Origin of the sequence: Sphingobium sp., from assembly GCF_049304695.1 — a bacterium.
GTDB lineage: Bacteria > Pseudomonadota > Alphaproteobacteria > Sphingomonadales > Sphingomonadaceae > Sphingobium.
On record NZ_JBAQOK010000078.1, the window covers coordinates 100,299 to 118,995 of the forward strand.

Sequence of the window (18,697 nt, forward strand, 5' to 3'; positions counted from 1 at the left end):
TTATCACGCCGTGCGCGCGTGCCCGCTTCGTCGAAGGGGTTCCTCAGGGTACGCCCTCGCGCCATCGGGTTTGCGCTCAGTAATCAAGTTCGAGCCCGTCCTGATGCCGGAAAACGCCGTTGGCAATGATCTATCGTAACGCATCTTGAGGCGCAGTGGCTCAGTGAGTTGAGGCCCCGAGGGCACCATCGGCTCAATGCCAATCAGGTGCATATAGTCGCCTTCAAGGCATCACCTTTTCCAGTTCCGCCATGCCCTTCCTTACATTCTGGGCTTGCGTGTCAGACATTCCGATATGCCGGGCCATCTGGGTCACGGCCGCCTCAACCTGTGGCCCGTTGGTGAACGCGAAGGCCGAAGTCGAGCGGTAGAATTCGGGTATCTGGGATTCGAGAATCGCGGCAAGCGATTTCGCGCCTGCGGCCGCTCTTGCCTCGACAAGGATGGCGGCAAGAATCCAGCGCGACAAGATCACGAGCGTGAGGATCGGTATGGGGACGTTCTCCAGTTCGCGGTCGAGGGGAATGCGGGCCATGAGTCCGTCGGTGAACCTGCGCCCCCAGATCAAGCTGATGAGACGGGCGCCACGCATGAGAAAGCCTTCGTCCTGCCTTCGGGTCCCAATGGCCGAGAAAGGCATCAGTACCTCGACCTCAGTTTCATCGACAGAATATCTGTGTGAGCAGCCGTGGAGCATGAGGTAGATCATAAAAAGGGCGCGCGTTACGAAGTCGAGATCGAGCTCTTGTCGGGATTTCGCGACCGTCCCGATATAGTCCTCGAATCGCTCGATCGCCCGCTCCAATGTCCTTTGGTTGCGCTCGAACGCCTCGCGGGGAACGGGCTGGGCAACAAGTCGTCTTTCCCTGACTCCGTTTGCCGGAGGAGCGTCCGCGGCATCTCCATCCTGGTCGTCGTCCGCCTCATCGCCCTCCTCATCGCTCCCCTCATCGTCCTGGTCCTCGCCGGTTTTTAGGGCGGCGGCCGACGCGGAGCTGTCGTGGTCGATCGTCTCGCTGTCCTCGAGCTGGACGATACCGCGCAGCACGATCTGCAGAAGGAGTTGGAGGGCCGGATTGTTCGCGTGCGAGAGTCCCCCTGCCATCAGATCGGCCTTGAGCCCCAGTGCCTCGCGAAATTCCTCGGGCGTGTCGAAATCCTCGCCAGCCACTGCGGCAACCGACGCGCCCCGTCGATCCGCGCGTAGCGCGGACCGTCTGATCGGATTGGCATCCCCAAAAAGCAAGTGGACGTCGCGGGCCAGGTCGATCAGGTCGCTTTCACCGTTCAGCACTGCGTCGAGCTTACGCCTTATTCCGCTTGCGAGCGGGCTCGGCGCCGCCGCCATCAGCCTGTTCGGCTCGTATACGATTACCGGGCGACTAATCCTGCCGTCGCACAGCGCTACTCTCGCGACGATCGTGGAACCGCTGCGCGCCCCTCCCAGTCGCGCGTAAGGCCTTACCTCGCCTCCGGCAATCAACGGATGGCGATCATCATCGATTAGCAGATCAGCCCCTGCGGGGTTGATGCCCGACGGGACGCTCCAGTAGAGCCTGTCGTCCTTGCGCTCAATCCGGCCGGGATTGAATCGCGGCGGCGCTGCGGATGGCTCGGGCGTCTCGGGGGCCGAGATGTCCTTGGGGCGAACGATCTCCGAAAAGTCGAGCCACAGTGTCTTTTCAACCGTGCCTCGCGGGAGGCGCCGGAAGATCGCCGCCTCATGGTTGAGTCCGGGCATGCCAGACCCGCCCAGGGCTCCGGCGGTGCAGTTCGTGCTACCAAAGAGCAGGAAGTCATATTTGCGCGTCTGCGCGACCAGAAGCTTGGCGTGCAGGAAGCGATGATTTCCGCTCGCGCCATGTGGATGGAAAGTCGGCTTCAGTTTCGAGCCGACCGCCTGGATCGGGAATGTCGATTGCCGCGCCCCGGCGACATCGGACAGGGTCATGAATATGTGCAGAGGTGGTTTGCCCAGTTCAGCGTGCACCCGCCGCAGAGCCTTGAGGTCTGAATCCCAGTAGGGTGAAATCACTACAAGGCGTTCCACCTTGCCTTCGACGTTCGCGAGAAAGCGGTCGCCGATCGGTTCGCGGGCGTCCGGAGCGGACAGCATCAGATCGACGAGGCTTCCATCGGCGAACACCTCTACCCCCTCCCCCCGGTCGGTACATGCCAGCCAAGGTGCCTGAGAGTTCAGGAGATCGAACTTATAGGAGAGGTCGGGATTCCTTGTCGCAGAAACCTGTGCGATCAGCCAGTCATGGGCTCTGGCTATAAGCCGGCGGCGGACGGCACTGTCCGGCGTCTCTGCTGATTGGGACCAATCGAGGCTTGAAACGAGTTCCCGGTTGCTGCCCCAACCTGCAGAGGTCGCGTTCGCCGAACCAAGGGTCAGGCTTGCCTTTGCCTTACCGTAGCGGATCATCATCTTGGGATGGAAGCAGCCGATCCCCTCGATCGGCTCGATCAGGTATTTCCGGCCAGCGTGGCTGAACGCCTCTGGCAATTGCTCAAGCGCCTGCGAGAGCATGGCCGCGTCCGCGATCAGCAGGTTGTTCTGGCACCCAACCGCGCGGAGCCGGTACTGGACGTTGGCGTCGTAGAAAGCCGGGTCTACACTGAAGGTAGTTGTAATCGAGCTGTGGAAGCCGGGCCTCTTGAGGTCGTCAAACAGATTGAAGGGCATCGAGCAGCGCCTTTCCTGCCTCGGCTACATCGCCCTCATCATCGAGCAGAGCGCCGTCATATGCGAACGTCAGAAGATTGCCGATGCGGGGGTTGGTGAAAGTATATTCGGCCGGTTGGCCGTCGACCAGTCCGCTTTCATCGACGATAAAGCGATAGGTGTAGGTTCCTGCCGCAAGCTTCTGTCCAGCGATCAGCAGGTGGTTCCCGATGACGAACTTGCGCACCAGACCCGTGAGCCCTTCCATCGCAGGTCTATCGGCCATCTTGTCGAGAAAGCGGAAGATGCCTTCCGCCGATCTATCGGCGACTGTTGCTTCAGCGAGTATCCCGTTGATCGCAGTATCATCGCTCCAGCGCCTCCACAACGTCAGCAGGAGATTGATGGCTTTGCGCACCTGTTTGCTGCCGGGCTCACTTGTCCCTCCCGCGATATCCGCGAGCTCCGCTCCGGCCTTATGCTCGAGGGCCAGGCTGCCGAAATCCCGTGCTTCGGCGATTCTGGCGAGGGTGGATGCCGCGTCGCCGCGGCGAAGCGCGAGGGTGGCTATGGCGCGCGACAGTTCATCCGCGGTCGCGCCCGACGTCTCGTTGATGCGGTGAGTCAACGCGTTGAGCACAAGCTCGAGTGAGATGTGGCAGAGCTCGTTCACGAAATAGGCGCGCCAGTGGGTCAGGTTCTGCGCGAGAAACTGGTTGGTGACGGTTCCGATATTGTCCTGGACGTAAAGCTCGCGGCGAAGGTCGTTGCCATCCTGATGACCAATGCGACTAATGATGTTGAGGACGTTCCATAGCGTCGCCCGACGTGCAGGCGCAGTGTCATCGTCTGCCCTTTCGCCGCGCAGGTAACGCAGCAGCAGCTGCGTCTCCCTCGACTGCACATCAAGATAGGCCGGATGTGCCTCGTTCGATATGGCGACGCAGTCTGCATAGTCGATCTTGCCGGTCCTGATTGCCTTGAGGATTTTCCTGCAGGCTGTCGGACATGCCTCAGCGAAGGCTTCGGCAAGATCGAGGCCATGATCGGGCGACACTGCCTGCACGCGGATGTTGGTTTTCAGGAGCATGCCCATCTGCAGCATGCTGGCCACATAGAACTGCCCGAAATTGCCCCTCACCGCCTTAAGATACTGGTTTTCTTCCCCTGGACCGTCCGTCCAGGGCGTGAAATCGAAGGCTTTGTCGATCCCGATGTTCTTACCTGCCCACGCTGAACCGGCCATGCCGTTGGCCTCGTCGCTGTCCCCGATCTGACATGCAAGCGCATATATCGCCTCCGAACGCCGCACGAAGATGCGCCACTTTTTCTCGTCGAGGCTGTGCTGCGTCAGCTCGAACTGCCTCACTACCCAGCAATAGAATGAGAAGTAGCGCAGCCGGTTGGTAACGTTGGTCAGTCCGGGAAGGAGGTCGGTGTATAACCGAACCGATGCCGCCTGCAGTCCGAGCGGATCTCTTCCCGACGAAAATGAGCCGGGCTTGTTCCAGTCGGGAAGGACTTCGATGCCCCTGGTTTCATTCGGCATCTATAGCCCTCTAACGAGATTTTTCGAGTGTCGGACCTCTCTCCTTGTTTAGTCTTGCGGAAGAGTGAGCGCGCCGAGGTTGGTCAAAAACTGTTCGAACAATGTCGCCCCTTTCCTCTTCAATCGCTGCCTGCTCAAACGCCAGCTCAGCAAGGATGCTCCGGGTTTGGGAAGAAGATTATCTGCTTCAACTTGCTCTACCGACCGTAATATTCGGACAGGGGCATACGGACATAACCCGGCGGCGGGGCGGCGCCCTGCGCGATCAGCGCAGGCTTTTCGACGCCGGCGGCGACCGCAGGCCTGGCTCTTGCCCAATCGATCTCGAAAGCCTTGAGAAAATAGGCAGCGATCTCAGCGTCGTCGAACAACAGGCTGGCGTCGCGATTGGTCGATACCGCCTGGTCGCTCCAGTTCTGGCTGCCGACAAGTACTCGTTGTCCGTCAGCCACGATCCCCTTTGTATGAGTGTTGGTGATGATGCGGACGCACCGCGCTACGTCGAGACCGCGACGACGAAGCTCGGTAATATCATCATCGACATCGCCGGCCCGAAGGATGATCCGAAGGTCCGCAATCTCCTTCGATTTCGCGATCAGCGCCTCGACGAGTTCATCGAGATTCCCGGCCATGTCCTTGCGGATCTTGATATACTGATTCTGAAAGACGAGTTGCCGCCTGGCCGGACGGATCAATGAGAGCACCGCGTCGGTATAGACCCGGCCGCGCCGATCTGGCGTCAGAACCGGCTGGACCTTCACGTTTCGTCCGGTAATTCGCAGCGGCTGGAGCCGTTCGACGGGCGCTTCCAGGAAGATTTCCTCCGGCACGTCGACCATGATTTCAACTGGAGCGATCGCCTCTTCTCCCCCGCCCAACTCTCCACATTGATCGAAGTCCGCATTGATATGGGCTTCAAACATGCGGGCCAGCTTGCGGTTCTCAAGCACGATATGCCATTCACGGTTGCCGCGCGCGCCGCCATCGACAGGCTTTGGCTGGCTGCTCCTGGTCCAGTTGCCGCTGGATAGCCAGACCCACTGGCTGTCGGCTACGCTGACCTTGATATGGTAGGCTCTGGTGACCAGCTTGCCGTTGCCGACAGGCACATAAACATTCGTGAAGGCGAAGTCGTCACGCCATTTCTCGAAGGTGGTATCTCGACGAAATTCACCGTCCTTGGGCCCGCCATCGCCACTATCGCGGGTCGCGGGATCGAGTACGATCTTCATCGTCAGACCGCCTGCGTCAAGGCGCTCCTTTACGGCTTCCATTACATGGGCCGCGAAGAACTGGTACATCGAACTGGTGAGCGTCGTTTGGACCTTGCCCAGAAACTCCTGGAGCATGGGAAAGCTCTCTTCCGGTCCGACATGGGCGATGACGGTCATTTCCTCTTCCACCGGATCGAAGAGAAATGGGGCCTTCGCGCGGCGCGCGTCGTCATAGGCAATCGTACCGGGCACCTCCAGCTGATCCACCGTCAAACCCAGTTGTTCATCGATCGTCGCATAACGAACATCGACGGGATAGCCTGCGAATGCCGCTGGAGCGGACGCGCGAACGACCTCGAAGCGTTCCGGGCGAGCTGCCAGGACAAGGACATCCGTTCGTCCGTTGAAGCCCGGCTTCACCCTGACGACATCATCCGGCAACGCTTGCGACAGCCGCGCAATTGCCTCGTCCAGAGATAGCGCTTCCACGGTCTGCGCTGCGGAGCCAGTATCCGGGACGCCAAGCGATACCGTAATTTGCAAAGGTATGCTGATCGTCACCGCGCCCCCATCTGGAACGTGCACTGCTGCGGGTGCCTGGACGGCTACTGCCGCGGGCGTGGACGGGACTCCGGCGGTTGTCGGCCTTTCGGGCGTCGCAACGTTGCGCCACCACTGCTCCCAGGGTCCGTCGCTTCGATGCCCACCGCCCCGGATGTTGACCCCGGCATCGATAATCCGCCCGTCACGTGCGAGATCAACGGCGGGGACCGCAAAGTTCGAATCCTTGTATATTCCGGCAAAGTGCAGGCCGACGACATCGCCCGTTTCCGCCGAGAGGACGAGCGAACCCGAATTTCCGCCCAGCGTGGAGCTGTCATGGCAGCCCGCGCTCATCATCTTGCCGAAGCTGTCCACGTTCCTCCGCCCGGCGAGAAGACCGGGCTGGAAGCGCTTGATGTTATAGACGCCGCGGAAAACCTTATCCTGTACATCGGCCCGGTTGCGCGGATCAAATGCGGGATAGCCGACGACCGCAATGCGGCGGGGTCGCGCCGCATCCAGCTCGACCGGTTCCAGCCAGAGGGGGGCATGTCCTTCAAGCCCCTCGATCTCCACAAGCGCCATGTCGAAATATGGATGGATCATGCGGATCTTGCGAAACGCGAACGGCGTTCCCGCCTGATTGTCCAGCTCACGAAGAAAGTCCACGGCCGGATCTATGCCCGAAATGAACTGGAGGCCATCGACGCCGAGCCCGCTCGCGAACAACTGGGCGACATGTCGATTGGTCATCAGCAGGCCCTCGCCCACAACGAAGCCGGTACCGCCGTATGGAACGCCGGGATTTCCCGGCAGTTCGATACGCCCTACTGATGGTATAGCCTGGACGAAATTGGCATGTGCCGGTGTATCAGCACCATAGTCGCGCCAGGCCGGATGGTCGATCGTGAAGTCGCCCCCGATGATGTCGATTGCGGGTCTCAGATCCGGCAGGATAATGGCCTCGGCGATAAAGCCTTCTCGCTCATCAAGCGGTTCGTCGGCCACTGCCTTGCGGGCAACGTTCGTGATTTCGTCTGCGGAAATGTCGGATGGTACATCATGAGGTTCGTATCGGCCGGCAACATGATACGCAGCTTCGGCAAGCGTAGCGGTCGATTCCGCCATCACCCCCGGAGTCCCGTCGACATTCTGAACCCTGCCAAGAAGCTGCCGCAAATGCGCGCCGATCGAGGGAGACTTTGCATTGGTCATGTCTTCGCCTTCCCTCATTACAGTTGCACATCGCCAGCATCGACCAGCGCACGCAGCATGACTGCCGCTCCGCACTGCTTCGATGTGGCGTTGGGATCGAACTTATGGTCCGCCACGAATTTGCCCTTCGTCCACTGGTCCGAAAAGCTCCACAGATAGGGTGAATTGATACCGATCGCGTGATACCCATATCCATTAAAGCCCTCGAACCGATAAAGGACGCGCGCCAGGGTCCAGTCGGCCTGATGCAGAAAGCCTTCCTGCTCCAATGCATCTAGCGCGCTGCTGCTCCATTCGCTTGGCGGGTTCCAGACTTTGGGACGTCCTTTGGGCACCTGAACCGTGCGGCTGCCCAAGGGATCGCCGTTATGAAGGTGACCCGTGAAGCTGAAGCTCGCTTCCATGCCATGCACAATGGCAATGAACCACCAGGGCACGCCGCTCTTTGCCGCGACCGCTTCATATTGCGCGCGCCCCTTGAGTATCTTCGCGACATACCAGGCGACGGTGCCTTTCCATTTGTCGAGGACCTTCGCCTGCGCGAAAAGCTTCTCATAGCCTTTCTTTAACGCCTCGAAACTGACGGCCGCCTCGGCGCCGACGCCCTCCAGTTCCGCTGGGATCCAGACGGCATGATGATTGGCCTGAAGCTGCGTGATCGCCTCTTGCAAAGCGTCGATCTGCGGCAGCGCCGGCGCATGTGTGATGATATTGGCCCCGAGCGCGGCCAGGGCCTGCAGGATGTCGGCGTCGGTATCAACGACCTCATTGACACCGAGGCTTTCTTCCATGCGCTGGATCGTCCAGGGTGCCTCGTCGTCATATAGCGCCTTGTCGGGCTTCACCGAGAGATGGAAATGATGATCATGCGGGTTTTTCCCGGTGTAGGATCGCCACGTCCAGGGCGCGACGCCCCCAATCACTGACGCATTGGCAATTCGCCGGTTCCAGATGAGATATTTGATGCGTTTGTCGCGGCTGGTGCGAAGAGCCTCGACGATCCGGCCGGCATCACAGCCACTGGCAGGATCATGGGTGATGTCGATCGCCGTCACCACTCCTTCGGCGCCATCGCTAACCCAGGGATTGTGGTCCGATGCGCGCGACTGGTGGGCTGCGTCACCCACGATGCCGTCGCTCTTAGTCTTGCGATCAGGGTAGACCGCATCGATCCGTGCACGCAAGGAGAGGAGGGATTTTGCCGGCCGTGAGGGGCGAACAGCCTCCGCAGTGACCCCGGACTCCGGAGCATCGGCCTCCCGATGCTCACAAGGATCGGTATGACCGTCCTCGTCGTCGACGACAGGTTCATTATTTTCAGGCTCGGCCATGATGTGTCTCCCCTTCTTCTCCCGCCTATGCGGATGGTGATTCAATTCTCCAGTCGCTGCCGCCGCCCAGGGCTTCGTCCCATGCGAGATAGGAGCGCGCGACACGGGCGACACGGGCGCCAGCGACATCGCTGGACGTGAGCGTATCGGCCAGATCGGCGCACAGTCCGGGCAGAAGGCGAGAGCGATCGGCATAGCTGACGAAGGCGCTGAGCCAGGCGCGCGGATTGGCACGCAGCCTTTCGTGGAAAGTGTCGGGTTCGAGTTCTGCGGGGCGAACCGTCATCGCCATCGTCGCCCGGTCAAGAATGGGACGCAGCCTCTGCATCCCCCCTCCGGCGATCACACCCGCCATCCCCTCGCGCAAAGGACGCAGAAACTCCGCCGTCATGCCCCGAAGCAGGAGCGTGCCCGCCGACAAATCGCGCCCTTCCCAATCGATCTCTATCCCCTCCCGCAGTTTCATAAACTGCTGGTTCACCATCGCGATCGGCTGGCCATGCAAGTCGTCTATCTGGCGCTGCACCCAACTGAGGGCCTCCGCCGACGCGACGGCACGTGTGCGGCGAATACGCGCCAGCCAGTCGCGCTGCGTCACAGCGAACTGACCGATCGCGAGTTCCGCGTTCAACTGCTGCCGCCGGACCAGATAAATCCGCCCCTCGCCTTCATTCCCCCTTATCCCGCCCATCATACGAGGAGACATGAGCCTCTCGTCACAGAAGGCCTCGGCAACTGCCAGCAGTGGCGGCAAGGTGGCGAGCCCCGGTCCCGTGAGATAATTGCAAACGGTCTGAAGCAGATCGATATGCATCCGTTCCAGCTTGCCGGTGTCGCGCTGGAGGGCAAAGCGCGTGACCCAGTAGATTCGATCGATGTTGGCGTTGACCGAGCGCGGGGAAAGCTTGCTCGAGAGATCATCGACGACCGCCGATATGTCGATATCCACGCAATCCCATTCGCCAAGATCGGCCACCGCTTGAATCACGAAAGTCGGCGGCACCCCCGGCTCGCGCGTCGGCCGTTCGCGATACATGACCAGCGCTTCAGCCGCCCGGTCATCGCCGACCAACTGGTCGCCCTGCCCCGGTTTGCCTTCGCGTCCTTCGAGATGGAAGCGCCAGTCGCGATCGTCCAACCGCATATTGTTCGGTATGGGTTCTAGCGGCTCTGAGATCGCCTCTGCCTTCGCGCCCCCAACTGCGTTCCCCCTTCCAACAGCAATGACTGGCGGCACAGGCCCGAAGCGTTCTCGCACGGCAATAAACTGGCGTGAGAGCAGGAGGGTATCGATCTCGGCAGCGACCTCCTCTTCCACGGCTTCCGGGAACTGGTCGAGCAGCCCGCGCAAGAGCTTGAGGCTCTTGTCGCCGCGCGGAAGTTTCGCGGGGGGCCCAAGTGACCGCTCGTGATAATAGGCAAGCGCCCGGTCCAGCGGATCGCGCCGACGCGCATGATAGACGAGCAGCGCCTTGTGCGCCCGGTCGTGCAGCTTGCGATCGTCATCAACCGCCTGGACCAAAGTCATCACAAACCGTCGAAGATCGCGATTAAACGTGAAGCGCTTCCCGTCCGGCGACACCCGGCCGAGCCAGGCCGTCCGCCCGATACCTGCAAATACCCTGCGCGGTTTGCGCCTCCCTGCTGCGCGGAGGGCTGCCCCGTCCTCGCCCTTTTCCTTGCCATCAACCAATGGGATGATCACTGTGCCCAGCATGGCCGATGTCAGGATCGGGCTGGCCATGGCGGCGATCACATAAGGGCGGACCAGAGGATCGGACACATGTGCGATGACGCGTCGCAACAGATAGATGCGCGCACTGTGTGGATCGACCTGCGCCTGGCCGTGAACCGCATGAATATCCTGGACGAGCCGGGCGTCACCATCCCGCAGCGCATCGGCTGTGATGCGCAGGAGAAGGGGGTTGCCCGGGACCGCGCCGGCCGCCGCGTGACGTAACTTTTCGTCACCGACACCGCAATTGGCGAGCAGTTCGGCCGCTTCGGAAGGGACAAGCTCGGGAAGGAAGATAGGCGGATCGAAACGGGCACCCATTCGCTCCAGCCGGGCAAACAGGGACATTTCTCCAATCTGCGGACCACCTTCTCGGGGCGGTGGATCACGCCCGGCTATGATCAGCCTGATGTCATAGGCCTTAACCTCGGTGGCGAGAAAATCCAGCCAGTCGGCAATCCCGGCAGCTGCCCGGCTATCGCCTTCCATTACCAGTTCCGCCGTATCGAGCACCAACACCAAGGGCCCATGCAAGCTATCGGGCGACAACAGGCCGAAGAGAATCGAGCCCTGGTCGGACACGCTTTCCGAGACTTGGCGCTGTCCGCCAAGCGAGCGGCGCCCACGTCGCCCGGACGACCATCCGGCAAGCGGGGTCCAACCGGCATAATCCGACAAACGCAGCGCCGACGCTGCGCCGCGCAATTGCGGTAGAAAATCGGAAACCCGGGCACGTATGTGCGACAGGCTACTTGCCAGTTGTTCGAACAGTGCCAGGTTGAGCGTGATCATGCGCGAGGGGTCAATGCCTGGTTCGTCGAAATCGATCCGCGCGATCGCGGCGCCGCCAGCCCTCTCCTGGAGCTTGCGTTGCAGATAGGCGAGCAAGGTGGTCTTGCCCCCGCCGCCCGCCGCCTGGACATAGATGGCTCGAAGTCGCGCGTCCTCGCCGGGCAGGACGAACCGTTCGAGAATGGCAAGGGCATCCCTATGGGCTTTGCCTATCAACGGCTGTGCCGTCATGCGTTCAAGATCGGCGGCAAGGACCTTGCCGGCGAGAGCCGCCCCGATCTCGTCCTTGTCGAAAGGCAGTCGCCAGCGATCCCCAAGCCAATCCCGAACATTGGCAAGTGCCCGCAGTGCCTTATCCGACAAGGCGGCAAGATCGACGGGCTTCTCGTCCAACGCCAGGCGAAACGCGCTCAGGATCACATCTTGCCCATCGGACCCAAGCTGCGGAGCCAGGGCACGGACGACTTCATCTCCGAAGGCCGTTGCAATCGCCTGGCGTCGAGGTTCGACTTGCATGAACCACTGTCCCGACCGCGTCGCCGCGGTGGTCTCGACCTCTCCCGCAAGCGCAGCGAGCATGTCGCCGCCGCGACCTCCCGCCAGATTGCGCACAAGGTTGGTCGGTGCCACCCATCCCCGGACGGCAAGGCAAAGCCGCGCGAAGGGAAGATCATCGCCGTAATGCCGGGTAGTTGGACCTGCAGCTTCCCGGGGCGCCGCGAACACGGCCTGTAGATTGACGTTCGCGGACGCTTTCATCTTCATGCTCATAGTCCCGCCTCCAGTGTCATGGCGGCCAGCGCGAAAAAGCTCGTTCGCAGCGCAGCATTGCCAGGAGGTGCATAGGGATAAGGTCCCAGGATCGGCGCAAGGCGCTGGCGAAGGTCCGCCGTTCTGAGCTTTACACCACGCGCGTCGGCTAACGCACCCACATAGGCCTCAAATTCGTCAGGCGTTACATGCGCGAGCCAGATCGGTACGGCCCGTATGTCTTCTGTCGCAGGATTGTCGAGCAACAGATCGTGAAGCACAGTCTGTTCGTCCGGCGTAAGGCCGATCAGCACCAGCCTCACGGCTTCCTCGGCAAGCAGGCGCGTGATGAATTCCTGCCAACTGGTGCCTATCAGGCGGTCTGGTCCTCCATCCGGACCGAAGTCGATGACGAGCGTGCGCGGCCCCGTGCTATAGTGCCCGCCTCCACGCAGTTGTGCGATTAGATCGTTCGCATCGTTATAGCGAAAATTGGCGGCGCCGGTACGGCTGGGTGAGGGAGTCGCGTCACTCCCTGCGGGAACGGCTTCACGCGGCGAAAAGGCCGCGACCTGGGTCGGACTGATCTCGATATAGTCGAGGCCCGACGGATCGAGCCGGGCTTTGAGGATATGCTTGCAGAAGCTGGCGCCCGCGCCGCGCTCCCCGCTCACGAAGCACAGCCGCTCGCGCGGCATTGCGCGGCGAATCCACTCTTCGAAGCGATCGCGCGTAAACCAGGGATGGAAAGCAGGAAGCCCCGCGGACAGCGACGGATCGGCAGCGCCCAGCACCGCGCGGACGGCAGCGCCCCAGTTTGCAGAGAACGCCGGATCGGCAAGCCGCTGGCCGGCACGATAGAGCTCACCGACCAGTTCGGCATCCTCGAACTCGACACCTTGCACAACGATCCGCGATAGCATCGGATCGCGGCCGGCGGCACTTTTCTGATGTTCCCGAATGGCGGCGATGCTGATGCCACGGTTGAAAGGCCTGTTCTCGCCTTCGACCGGTAAAGTGACGCTCCCCTCATGGATACCGGCCAGTTTCCCGAGGTCGTTTATGCAACATGCCCCCGACATGCCTTGAACGGCGTTCGCCTTATGGAGCCAGCGCCCTCCGCCTGCATTGGCATTGACCACCACGTCGATGTCGACGACGCCCGCGTTGCCGCCGGGATACCCTGTCGTCCAACATCTACGTTGAGCATCTACGCCAGCCGGCGGGTCTACGGCGACCGGTTTGATATGCTCGACACGCTGCGCCAGTCTGATGAGGGCATAGTCGAGCGTGGGTTCGGGCGGTGAAGCAAGGCTGAGATTGAGCAGGTTCGGCCATCGTCCCCAGGGCTTCGATGACGCTACCAGAGCATCCTTCACTGCCGCGCGCACCCGGACGCGATCAGGCGATGCTGCGCCGTCGCGGGGACTGAAACTGAAGATCAGGTCGTCGAAAATCCGATTGGACCATGTTCGCGCGTCGTCGTTTCCCTCGCAGTCGAGAACGACATGCGCGGCGGTGAGCACCATGTCCGGGCGCACCAGGAAAGCAGTTCCCCGGGGACCTTGTGGCCCCATGACCATGGCGCATGCATTGTAGGCGTCATAGACGGCCAGCAACGACCTGGGATCAAGAAAGCCCGTAGCATGGTTGATGATCGCCTGCATGATACCGCCGCCGCTCGTCAGGGGCAGCATGGCGGCGACGTCCGCGGCGGTGCGCCCGTTGTCCACTTCCCATTTGCCGACCACATCGGCGAGCCGGTCGAGGAAGCCGATCGCACTCGCCTCCAGACAGGCGGAGCGGATCGGGTCCGCCCCCCCGGACGCGACCAGTTCCTCCCAGGACAGTGCGCTGCCACGCGGATAAGTGGATTTGTAGCAGATCTTGAAAATGTCGGGCGGCAGCATCGTCCATCCCGCGAGATAGACGGCCGGATCGAAAGGGTGGTCTTGTCCGTCAGCCAAAGGGCACCCCCAGCGGCTCCAGGACAGCGCGCGCCTTTGCGAATGACAGGGCGTAATTGGACTCCACGGTCTCGCCGCCAAAATGCAGGGCGAAGCCTGGGGCGCCGTCATCAAGCCAGGCCACCACCAAGGCGCCCGACGCGCCGCCGAACGTCGTCGCATCATGACCGATCGCCCGCTTGCCTGTGTCCAGCGGATGGGTGCCAAGCCCGTGACGGAAACGGCCCGGCGCCAATCGCTTTACCCCGAACCGCCTGCCGAACAGCTCTGCGATCACAAAATTCCAGTCGACCTTGTCGCCTTTGTCCTTGGCCGGTTCGCCTGGAAAACCGATGAGCGCCATCGAGGAGATTTCGCCTGTCGCATATTGTGCGCTCGGGCTGAGCGGCCTGACCGCATCGGGCAAGGTTACCCCATCATCGAGCGGCTCAAGCCGGCAAACGGCGGCGTCGATCCCGCCAAAGACCGCGCCCGCGCCCTCAGGCAGGCGAACCTCCGTGATCCTGAAACGCCGCGTGTCGAGAACGCCCGACTCCGCGGCGAAATCGATCTCGAAATCACCCTCGACGACGAGACGTCCGCCATCGTCGTGCATGGCGATGCCGTGCAAGGTCCGTGCCTGCTCGATGACATGGAAGTTGGTGAGAACCAGCCGCTCGGTTCGATCGACCAGGGTGCCGCTTCCGATATAGTAACTGGCATTGCCACCGACCGGCTGGATGCGCCCGACAGCCTTCGCCACTCTCTCGACCGCGTCGCGCGACGCGACGAGGGATCCTTCCCATTCCCCAACGAACGGGTCGTGCATGGCGACACGCCCACCCGACAACAGGAAGCTCGGACGGCTTCCGTCGGCGATGATGATCGCCTCCATCGCGCAGAGTTCGTCAGGTCCAAGCGAGAAATCGCGGGATTTGATCTTCTGTAATGCCGGTTCAGCATGTGCGAGCAACAGGTCCAGTGCCCGTTTGCGGGCTGGTTCGTCGGCGGCGCACGTGCCAGTGCCCGGAGGCACCGCATCGCCGCCGCCCGATCCCCCGGACAGTGCCTCCAACTGTGCCGTCACCCGATCGAGAATGGCGTTGGAATCGGAGGGCACGCCCGCGCCCTCCGCCATCGACAGACATTCGGCCCGGGGGCCGCCGGTCGTCTCGCTCGCCGCGAGAATCCCTGCGAGAAGCTTTGCCCGTTGTTCGTGCATGCGAGCCTCCCCTCAAGCGGACAAGAGGAGATCACTGTCCGCGGCGAGCGGCGCTTCCCCCATACCCTCGGCAATCACCCCGCCGCCATCCACGAGCTTCATCGACCTGTAGACGCCTTTGTCAAAGATCAACCGAACGGCCTGGAAGGCGAATACCAGCGGGATTTTGCCCTCGAATTTGACAGTGGTGCTGCCTGTGCCGGCCGAAGAGACTTTAAGATTGCCGCCGACCGCGTTAGAGAGCACGGGCACGTCGATGCCGACCGCGTTCTTCTTCTCGTCGGTCGCCGCAGCGCTGAGTGTCGTCGCTTTCAATGTGCTGGTGACGACATAGACCTGGTCGGCGTCGAGCATCTGCGCTGCCGCCTTCGCATAAGGGCTGACCTTTGCGCCGGCGAGGAACTGATCTATAAGCGCGAGCTCGGCTGCATTCTCTAGGGTGCCACCATATTCCATCTCGATCTTGGCAGCTTTCGCGTAAGAAAGGCTGAGCCCGAGCGTCGATCCGCCGAGAGCTGAAATCAGACCGCCCAGGATATTGAGCCCCACGCCGATGTCGAGCGATGCGGTCTTCGTTATTGCGATATTGGGCCCTGGCCGGTCGGCGCTGATCGGTGGGATCGCGGGGCCATCGCTTGCGGGCACGAACACTGAGGTCAGATCACCGAGGCGTTTCAACCGCTTGTTGCTAGAGACAAGAAGCTGGGTCGGATGCAAATCGACCCGCGGAAGCTGCACGACATTATAACCGATGGACTTGAGCGCGCTCAGCGCCGGGTCCTTGCAGTTAGGCAATATTCCCATAAATACCTCCCAAGTGGACATTCCGGCATGTGATACCGGCCATGTGCTGATGCGACCCGGGAGACCCTGTTCTTCTATCTTGTCATCAATTCGATCGTTCTAATACAGAATTCACCGTTTCGACTTGTATTTCCCATCCCAAGGTGTGAGCCGGACGGGCAGGCTTCCCACCCGCCCGGCTCTTGGGGAAACAATCAATTCACGGTCGCGTTTTCCGGAACCGACGGGGGTGTGGGATGCGCGATCTTCTCGGCGCCCATCCTTTGCAGCGTGTCGGCATCGACCAAGCGCGTGACGATGGGATGCAGACGCAGGCTTCCCTCCTTCACGAGCTGCTTGAAGTTCGCGATGACGTTTGCTGTGGTCCGCTGGTCGGGGGCGACAACGTCGAGCAGCCAGTTGATGTCGCCGGAGTTCCAGTCCTCGGCCTTGAGGCGCACCGGGAACGTCCCGGCCTGGATCTGTTCGCGAATGCGCGCGTCAGCCTCATCGTTCACGCTCGCCCAGATCGCAAGGCCAGCCATATCGGCGAGCGGGCCGGCCTTCTCCCCGCCGGGATAGGCGATCGCGACGCGGTCGCGCATCAGCGGCTCGAGCACGAGATGCTGGAGGTCGGCGAGCGTCTGGTTGCGGTAGCGTGGCAGCATCATGAGCGCCATCACGGCCTTACCGAAGCTTTCCCGGATATGGGTGCGGACGGCCGAGATCTTCGCTGCCATCTCCGGGTCGATCCCGGTCGATGGTGTCGACGCTTCAGTTGCATCAGGTTGAGATTCGTTCAACTTCTTCGCCACTATAATCCCTCCGTCGATACCTTCCCTGCCGTGCGGGCAATGTGCAAACATGGCAGGAACATGGATGCTACATAAGTAATCGTCAAAAATTTTGCATCAACGCCGATACAGTATTAGATCATACCGTGAATTTCTCAGATACATTCAATCTGAATGTAGTTTCGTCTAGACACCTTATTGTAACAATTCGCCATATGAAATTTTATTACATAAACACGCAGGTTGTACTTCACATTTCATTTTGCGAAATTGCTTTCAGCCGACCCACATTTCTATTGCATACTTACAGGCTTGTGGCATCTAGGCAAGAGCGAAGGGGGCCTTGGGGATGGCAAGCCATAATTTAGAAACGACAAGCGTCGCCGATGGGTTGCGCGTCAAAGCCCCCGTATCCCTTAATAATCCCATCCCGGAGAGCGGCGCATGATGCCCGAAGGCGGCTTTGTCAAACAGGCGGTGACTGGCAATTTTGATGACGCGCAGTTTGCGCGGGAGGTAGCGTGATGGTTTGGGGGATGAATCTGCCTCGGGCGTTTGGCGAATTCTGGCCGGACGGAGATTTTGAGGGCACAGACGCTTCTGGCGCTGACGGTTGGACCATGCGGCTAAAGGCATATTATCAGGATAATATGCCCACAGATCAAAAGGTGCTGTTTGACGATGGCCAAGGGAATGGGCCACTTAGATACCCATATTTTGTCTCCCAAAAATTCACGAACGAGCCGGGAGCCTTGACTGGCCGTGAGCCACGCCACCTTTCTCCAATCGAATCTCAAGAGCCGCCGCAATCTTTCGATATTGCTCGCGGCAGCAAGTCCCTTGGCTCGCTTATCAAGTTGAATAATCGTATATTGGCAGTGGACGAACCTCTTAGGACAATCATTGAGCGGCTGGATCCGCAAGTGCATCAATTTTTTCCTATCATGATCAAATTGCGTAAAGGAAATACTCCTCCATCAAAATATTATACACTGGTTATTGGTAAGTATATTGACAGCTTTTTGCCTGAAAATAGTACTTCCGATGCTTATAGGAGCAATGGAGAAAATCAGTTTATACATGAAGAAACCAAGAAAGCGATGTCCGGACTTGCTTTCTCCAAGGCACTGTTCGGTGGCGCGCATCTATGGAGGGAGCGGCGGTTAAGCGCTGAATGGCTGACGTGTTTCTCTGATGAGCTAGAGGCCGAGATCGCCAACGCGGGCTTGCGAATCCCCAAACACTTTCGGATGAAGGAGGTCTGACCATGGGAGTGATCCAGGGCCTAGACACGATTCCGAAGCAAATCCAACGGGATTTCCGTGCTCTTTTCACGAATCTTTTACCGGGTTGGTCAGGTGAGGGTGAATATAATTTCCGGCCCGGCGCTGCAACGCAGATGGCTTCGGCTCAGCTTGGGGTATTGATGCAGAACGGGTCTCACCCGTGGATCAACGACCGGATCGAGAGTCTGCTACGGAGCTCCGAGTTTAAGAATCAGCTGCTGCCAGGAAGCGCATCACTCGCGGATAGTCAAACAAAGCGCCTCGCCGCCCTTGTCAATTTCATGGGCGAAGCGAGCAGTCCAGAAGGCCTTGCGAATAACGGGGCAAAGACAGGTGGCTACATCGCCTTCTCAAGCCGAAGCGACCCGAACCTTATCGCCAAATTGAATTATCAGCCGAGCACCGCACAGATGGCGGTCATGGCGCAGACAGGTCTCTCTTGGGATAATATCTTGGGTTCGCAGGCGGGTCAGGAAGTATTGGCGCTGAACCCAAGAACTGTGAACGGAGTGCTGGAGTTTGGTGAAAGGCTTGAGGACGGTACATTTGTTGGAAAACTCAATAATGGCGGATTCTTTTCCAAGACTGCTGATGAAGTCGGCACTTGGAAGAAATATACGGGATCTATCGCCGCTTCGACCCAATTCTCTCGCGAATGGACCAGTCAGAAAAATATAACGGTGGTACGCAATGCCGTAGGCATCGCCGACGGTTCAATTTTGCAAAACGGCGTTGCTGTGCGACGTGCGGAGTCCACAGCGCTTCTAGCCACAAAAACGCTTACGTCCGGTGGCGCAGCAATTTCCAGTTTTGCTAAGCCTTCGCTCAAATTGCTTGGAAGAATTGCCAAGCCGCTTTCCTTCGCAACA

At 60.3% G+C, this 18,697-nt stretch carries 10 protein-coding genes; 1 reads left to right on the top strand and 9 read right to left on the bottom strand.

Annotated features, from left to right (window positions below; all coding sequences use genetic code 11):
* Nucleotides 1-223 precede the first annotated feature (223 nt).
* The 9 genes from WA070_RS13895 to WA070_RS13935 form a co-directional block, all read right to left on the bottom strand.
* Nucleotides 224-2,689 carry a hypothetical protein gene (locus WA070_RS13895; RefSeq protein ID WP_422634519.1) on the bottom strand — a complete coding sequence of 822 codons (2,466 nt, stop codon included), beginning with the start codon at nt 2,687-2,689 and terminating at the stop codon, nt 224-226.
* Nucleotides 2,670-4,217 (bottom strand): hypothetical protein, encoded by a 1,548-nt coding sequence (locus WA070_RS13900; protein ID WP_422634520.1) that lies wholly within the window; start codon nt 4,215-4,217, stop codon nt 2,670-2,672. Before WA070_RS13900 ends, WA070_RS13895 begins: the two co-directional genes overlap by 20 nt.
* A gap of 197 nt (nt 4,218-4,414) precedes the next feature.
* On the bottom strand, nt 4,415-7,189 hold the full coding sequence (locus tag WA070_RS13905; protein ID WP_422634521.1) for a phospholipase D-like domain-containing protein: 2,775 nt from the start codon (nt 7,187-7,189) through the stop codon (nt 4,415-4,417).
* Nucleotides 7,190-7,206: 17 nt separating this feature from the next.
* Nucleotides 7,207-8,373 carry a hypothetical protein gene (locus tag WA070_RS13910; RefSeq protein WP_422634522.1) on the bottom strand — a complete coding sequence of 389 codons (1,167 nt, stop codon included), beginning with the start codon at nt 8,371-8,373 and terminating at the stop codon, nt 7,207-7,209.
* A gap of 172 nt (nt 8,374-8,545) precedes the next feature.
* The gene (locus WA070_RS13915; protein WP_422634523.1) at nt 8,546-11,677 is read right to left on the bottom strand and encodes a hypothetical protein; all 3,132 of its coding nucleotides are present in this window, start codon (nt 11,675-11,677) and stop codon (nt 8,546-8,548) included.
* 137 nt (nt 11,678-11,814) lie between these two features.
* Nucleotides 11,815-13,764, bottom strand: coding sequence for a trypsin-like serine peptidase (locus WA070_RS13920; protein WP_422634524.1), 1,950 nt, complete (start codon nt 13,762-13,764; stop codon nt 11,815-11,817).
* The gene (locus WA070_RS13925) at nt 13,757-14,965 is read right to left on the bottom strand and encodes a trypsin-like serine peptidase (protein WP_422634525.1); all 1,209 of its coding nucleotides are present in this window, start codon (nt 14,963-14,965) and stop codon (nt 13,757-13,759) included. Before WA070_RS13925 ends, WA070_RS13920 begins: the two co-directional genes overlap by 8 nt.
* Before the next feature lie 12 nt (nt 14,966-14,977).
* Complete coding sequence (locus WA070_RS13930; RefSeq protein WP_422634526.1) at nt 14,978-15,769, bottom strand: hypothetical protein; 792 nt, start codon at nt 15,767-15,769, stop codon at nt 14,978-14,980.
* Between the two features lie 194 nt (nt 15,770-15,963).
* The gene (locus tag WA070_RS13935; RefSeq protein ID WP_422634527.1) at nt 15,964-16,563 is read right to left on the bottom strand and encodes a toxin-activating lysine-acyltransferase; all 600 of its coding nucleotides are present in this window, start codon (nt 16,561-16,563) and stop codon (nt 15,964-15,966) included.
* A gap of 503 nt (nt 16,564-17,066) precedes the next feature.
* Between WA070_RS13935 and WA070_RS13940 the strand changes: the two genes are divergently transcribed.
* Complete coding sequence (locus WA070_RS13940) at nt 17,067-17,807, top strand: imm11 family protein (RefSeq protein ID WP_422634550.1); 741 nt, start codon at nt 17,067-17,069, stop codon at nt 17,805-17,807.
* Nucleotides 17,808-18,697: the final 890 nt, after the last annotated feature.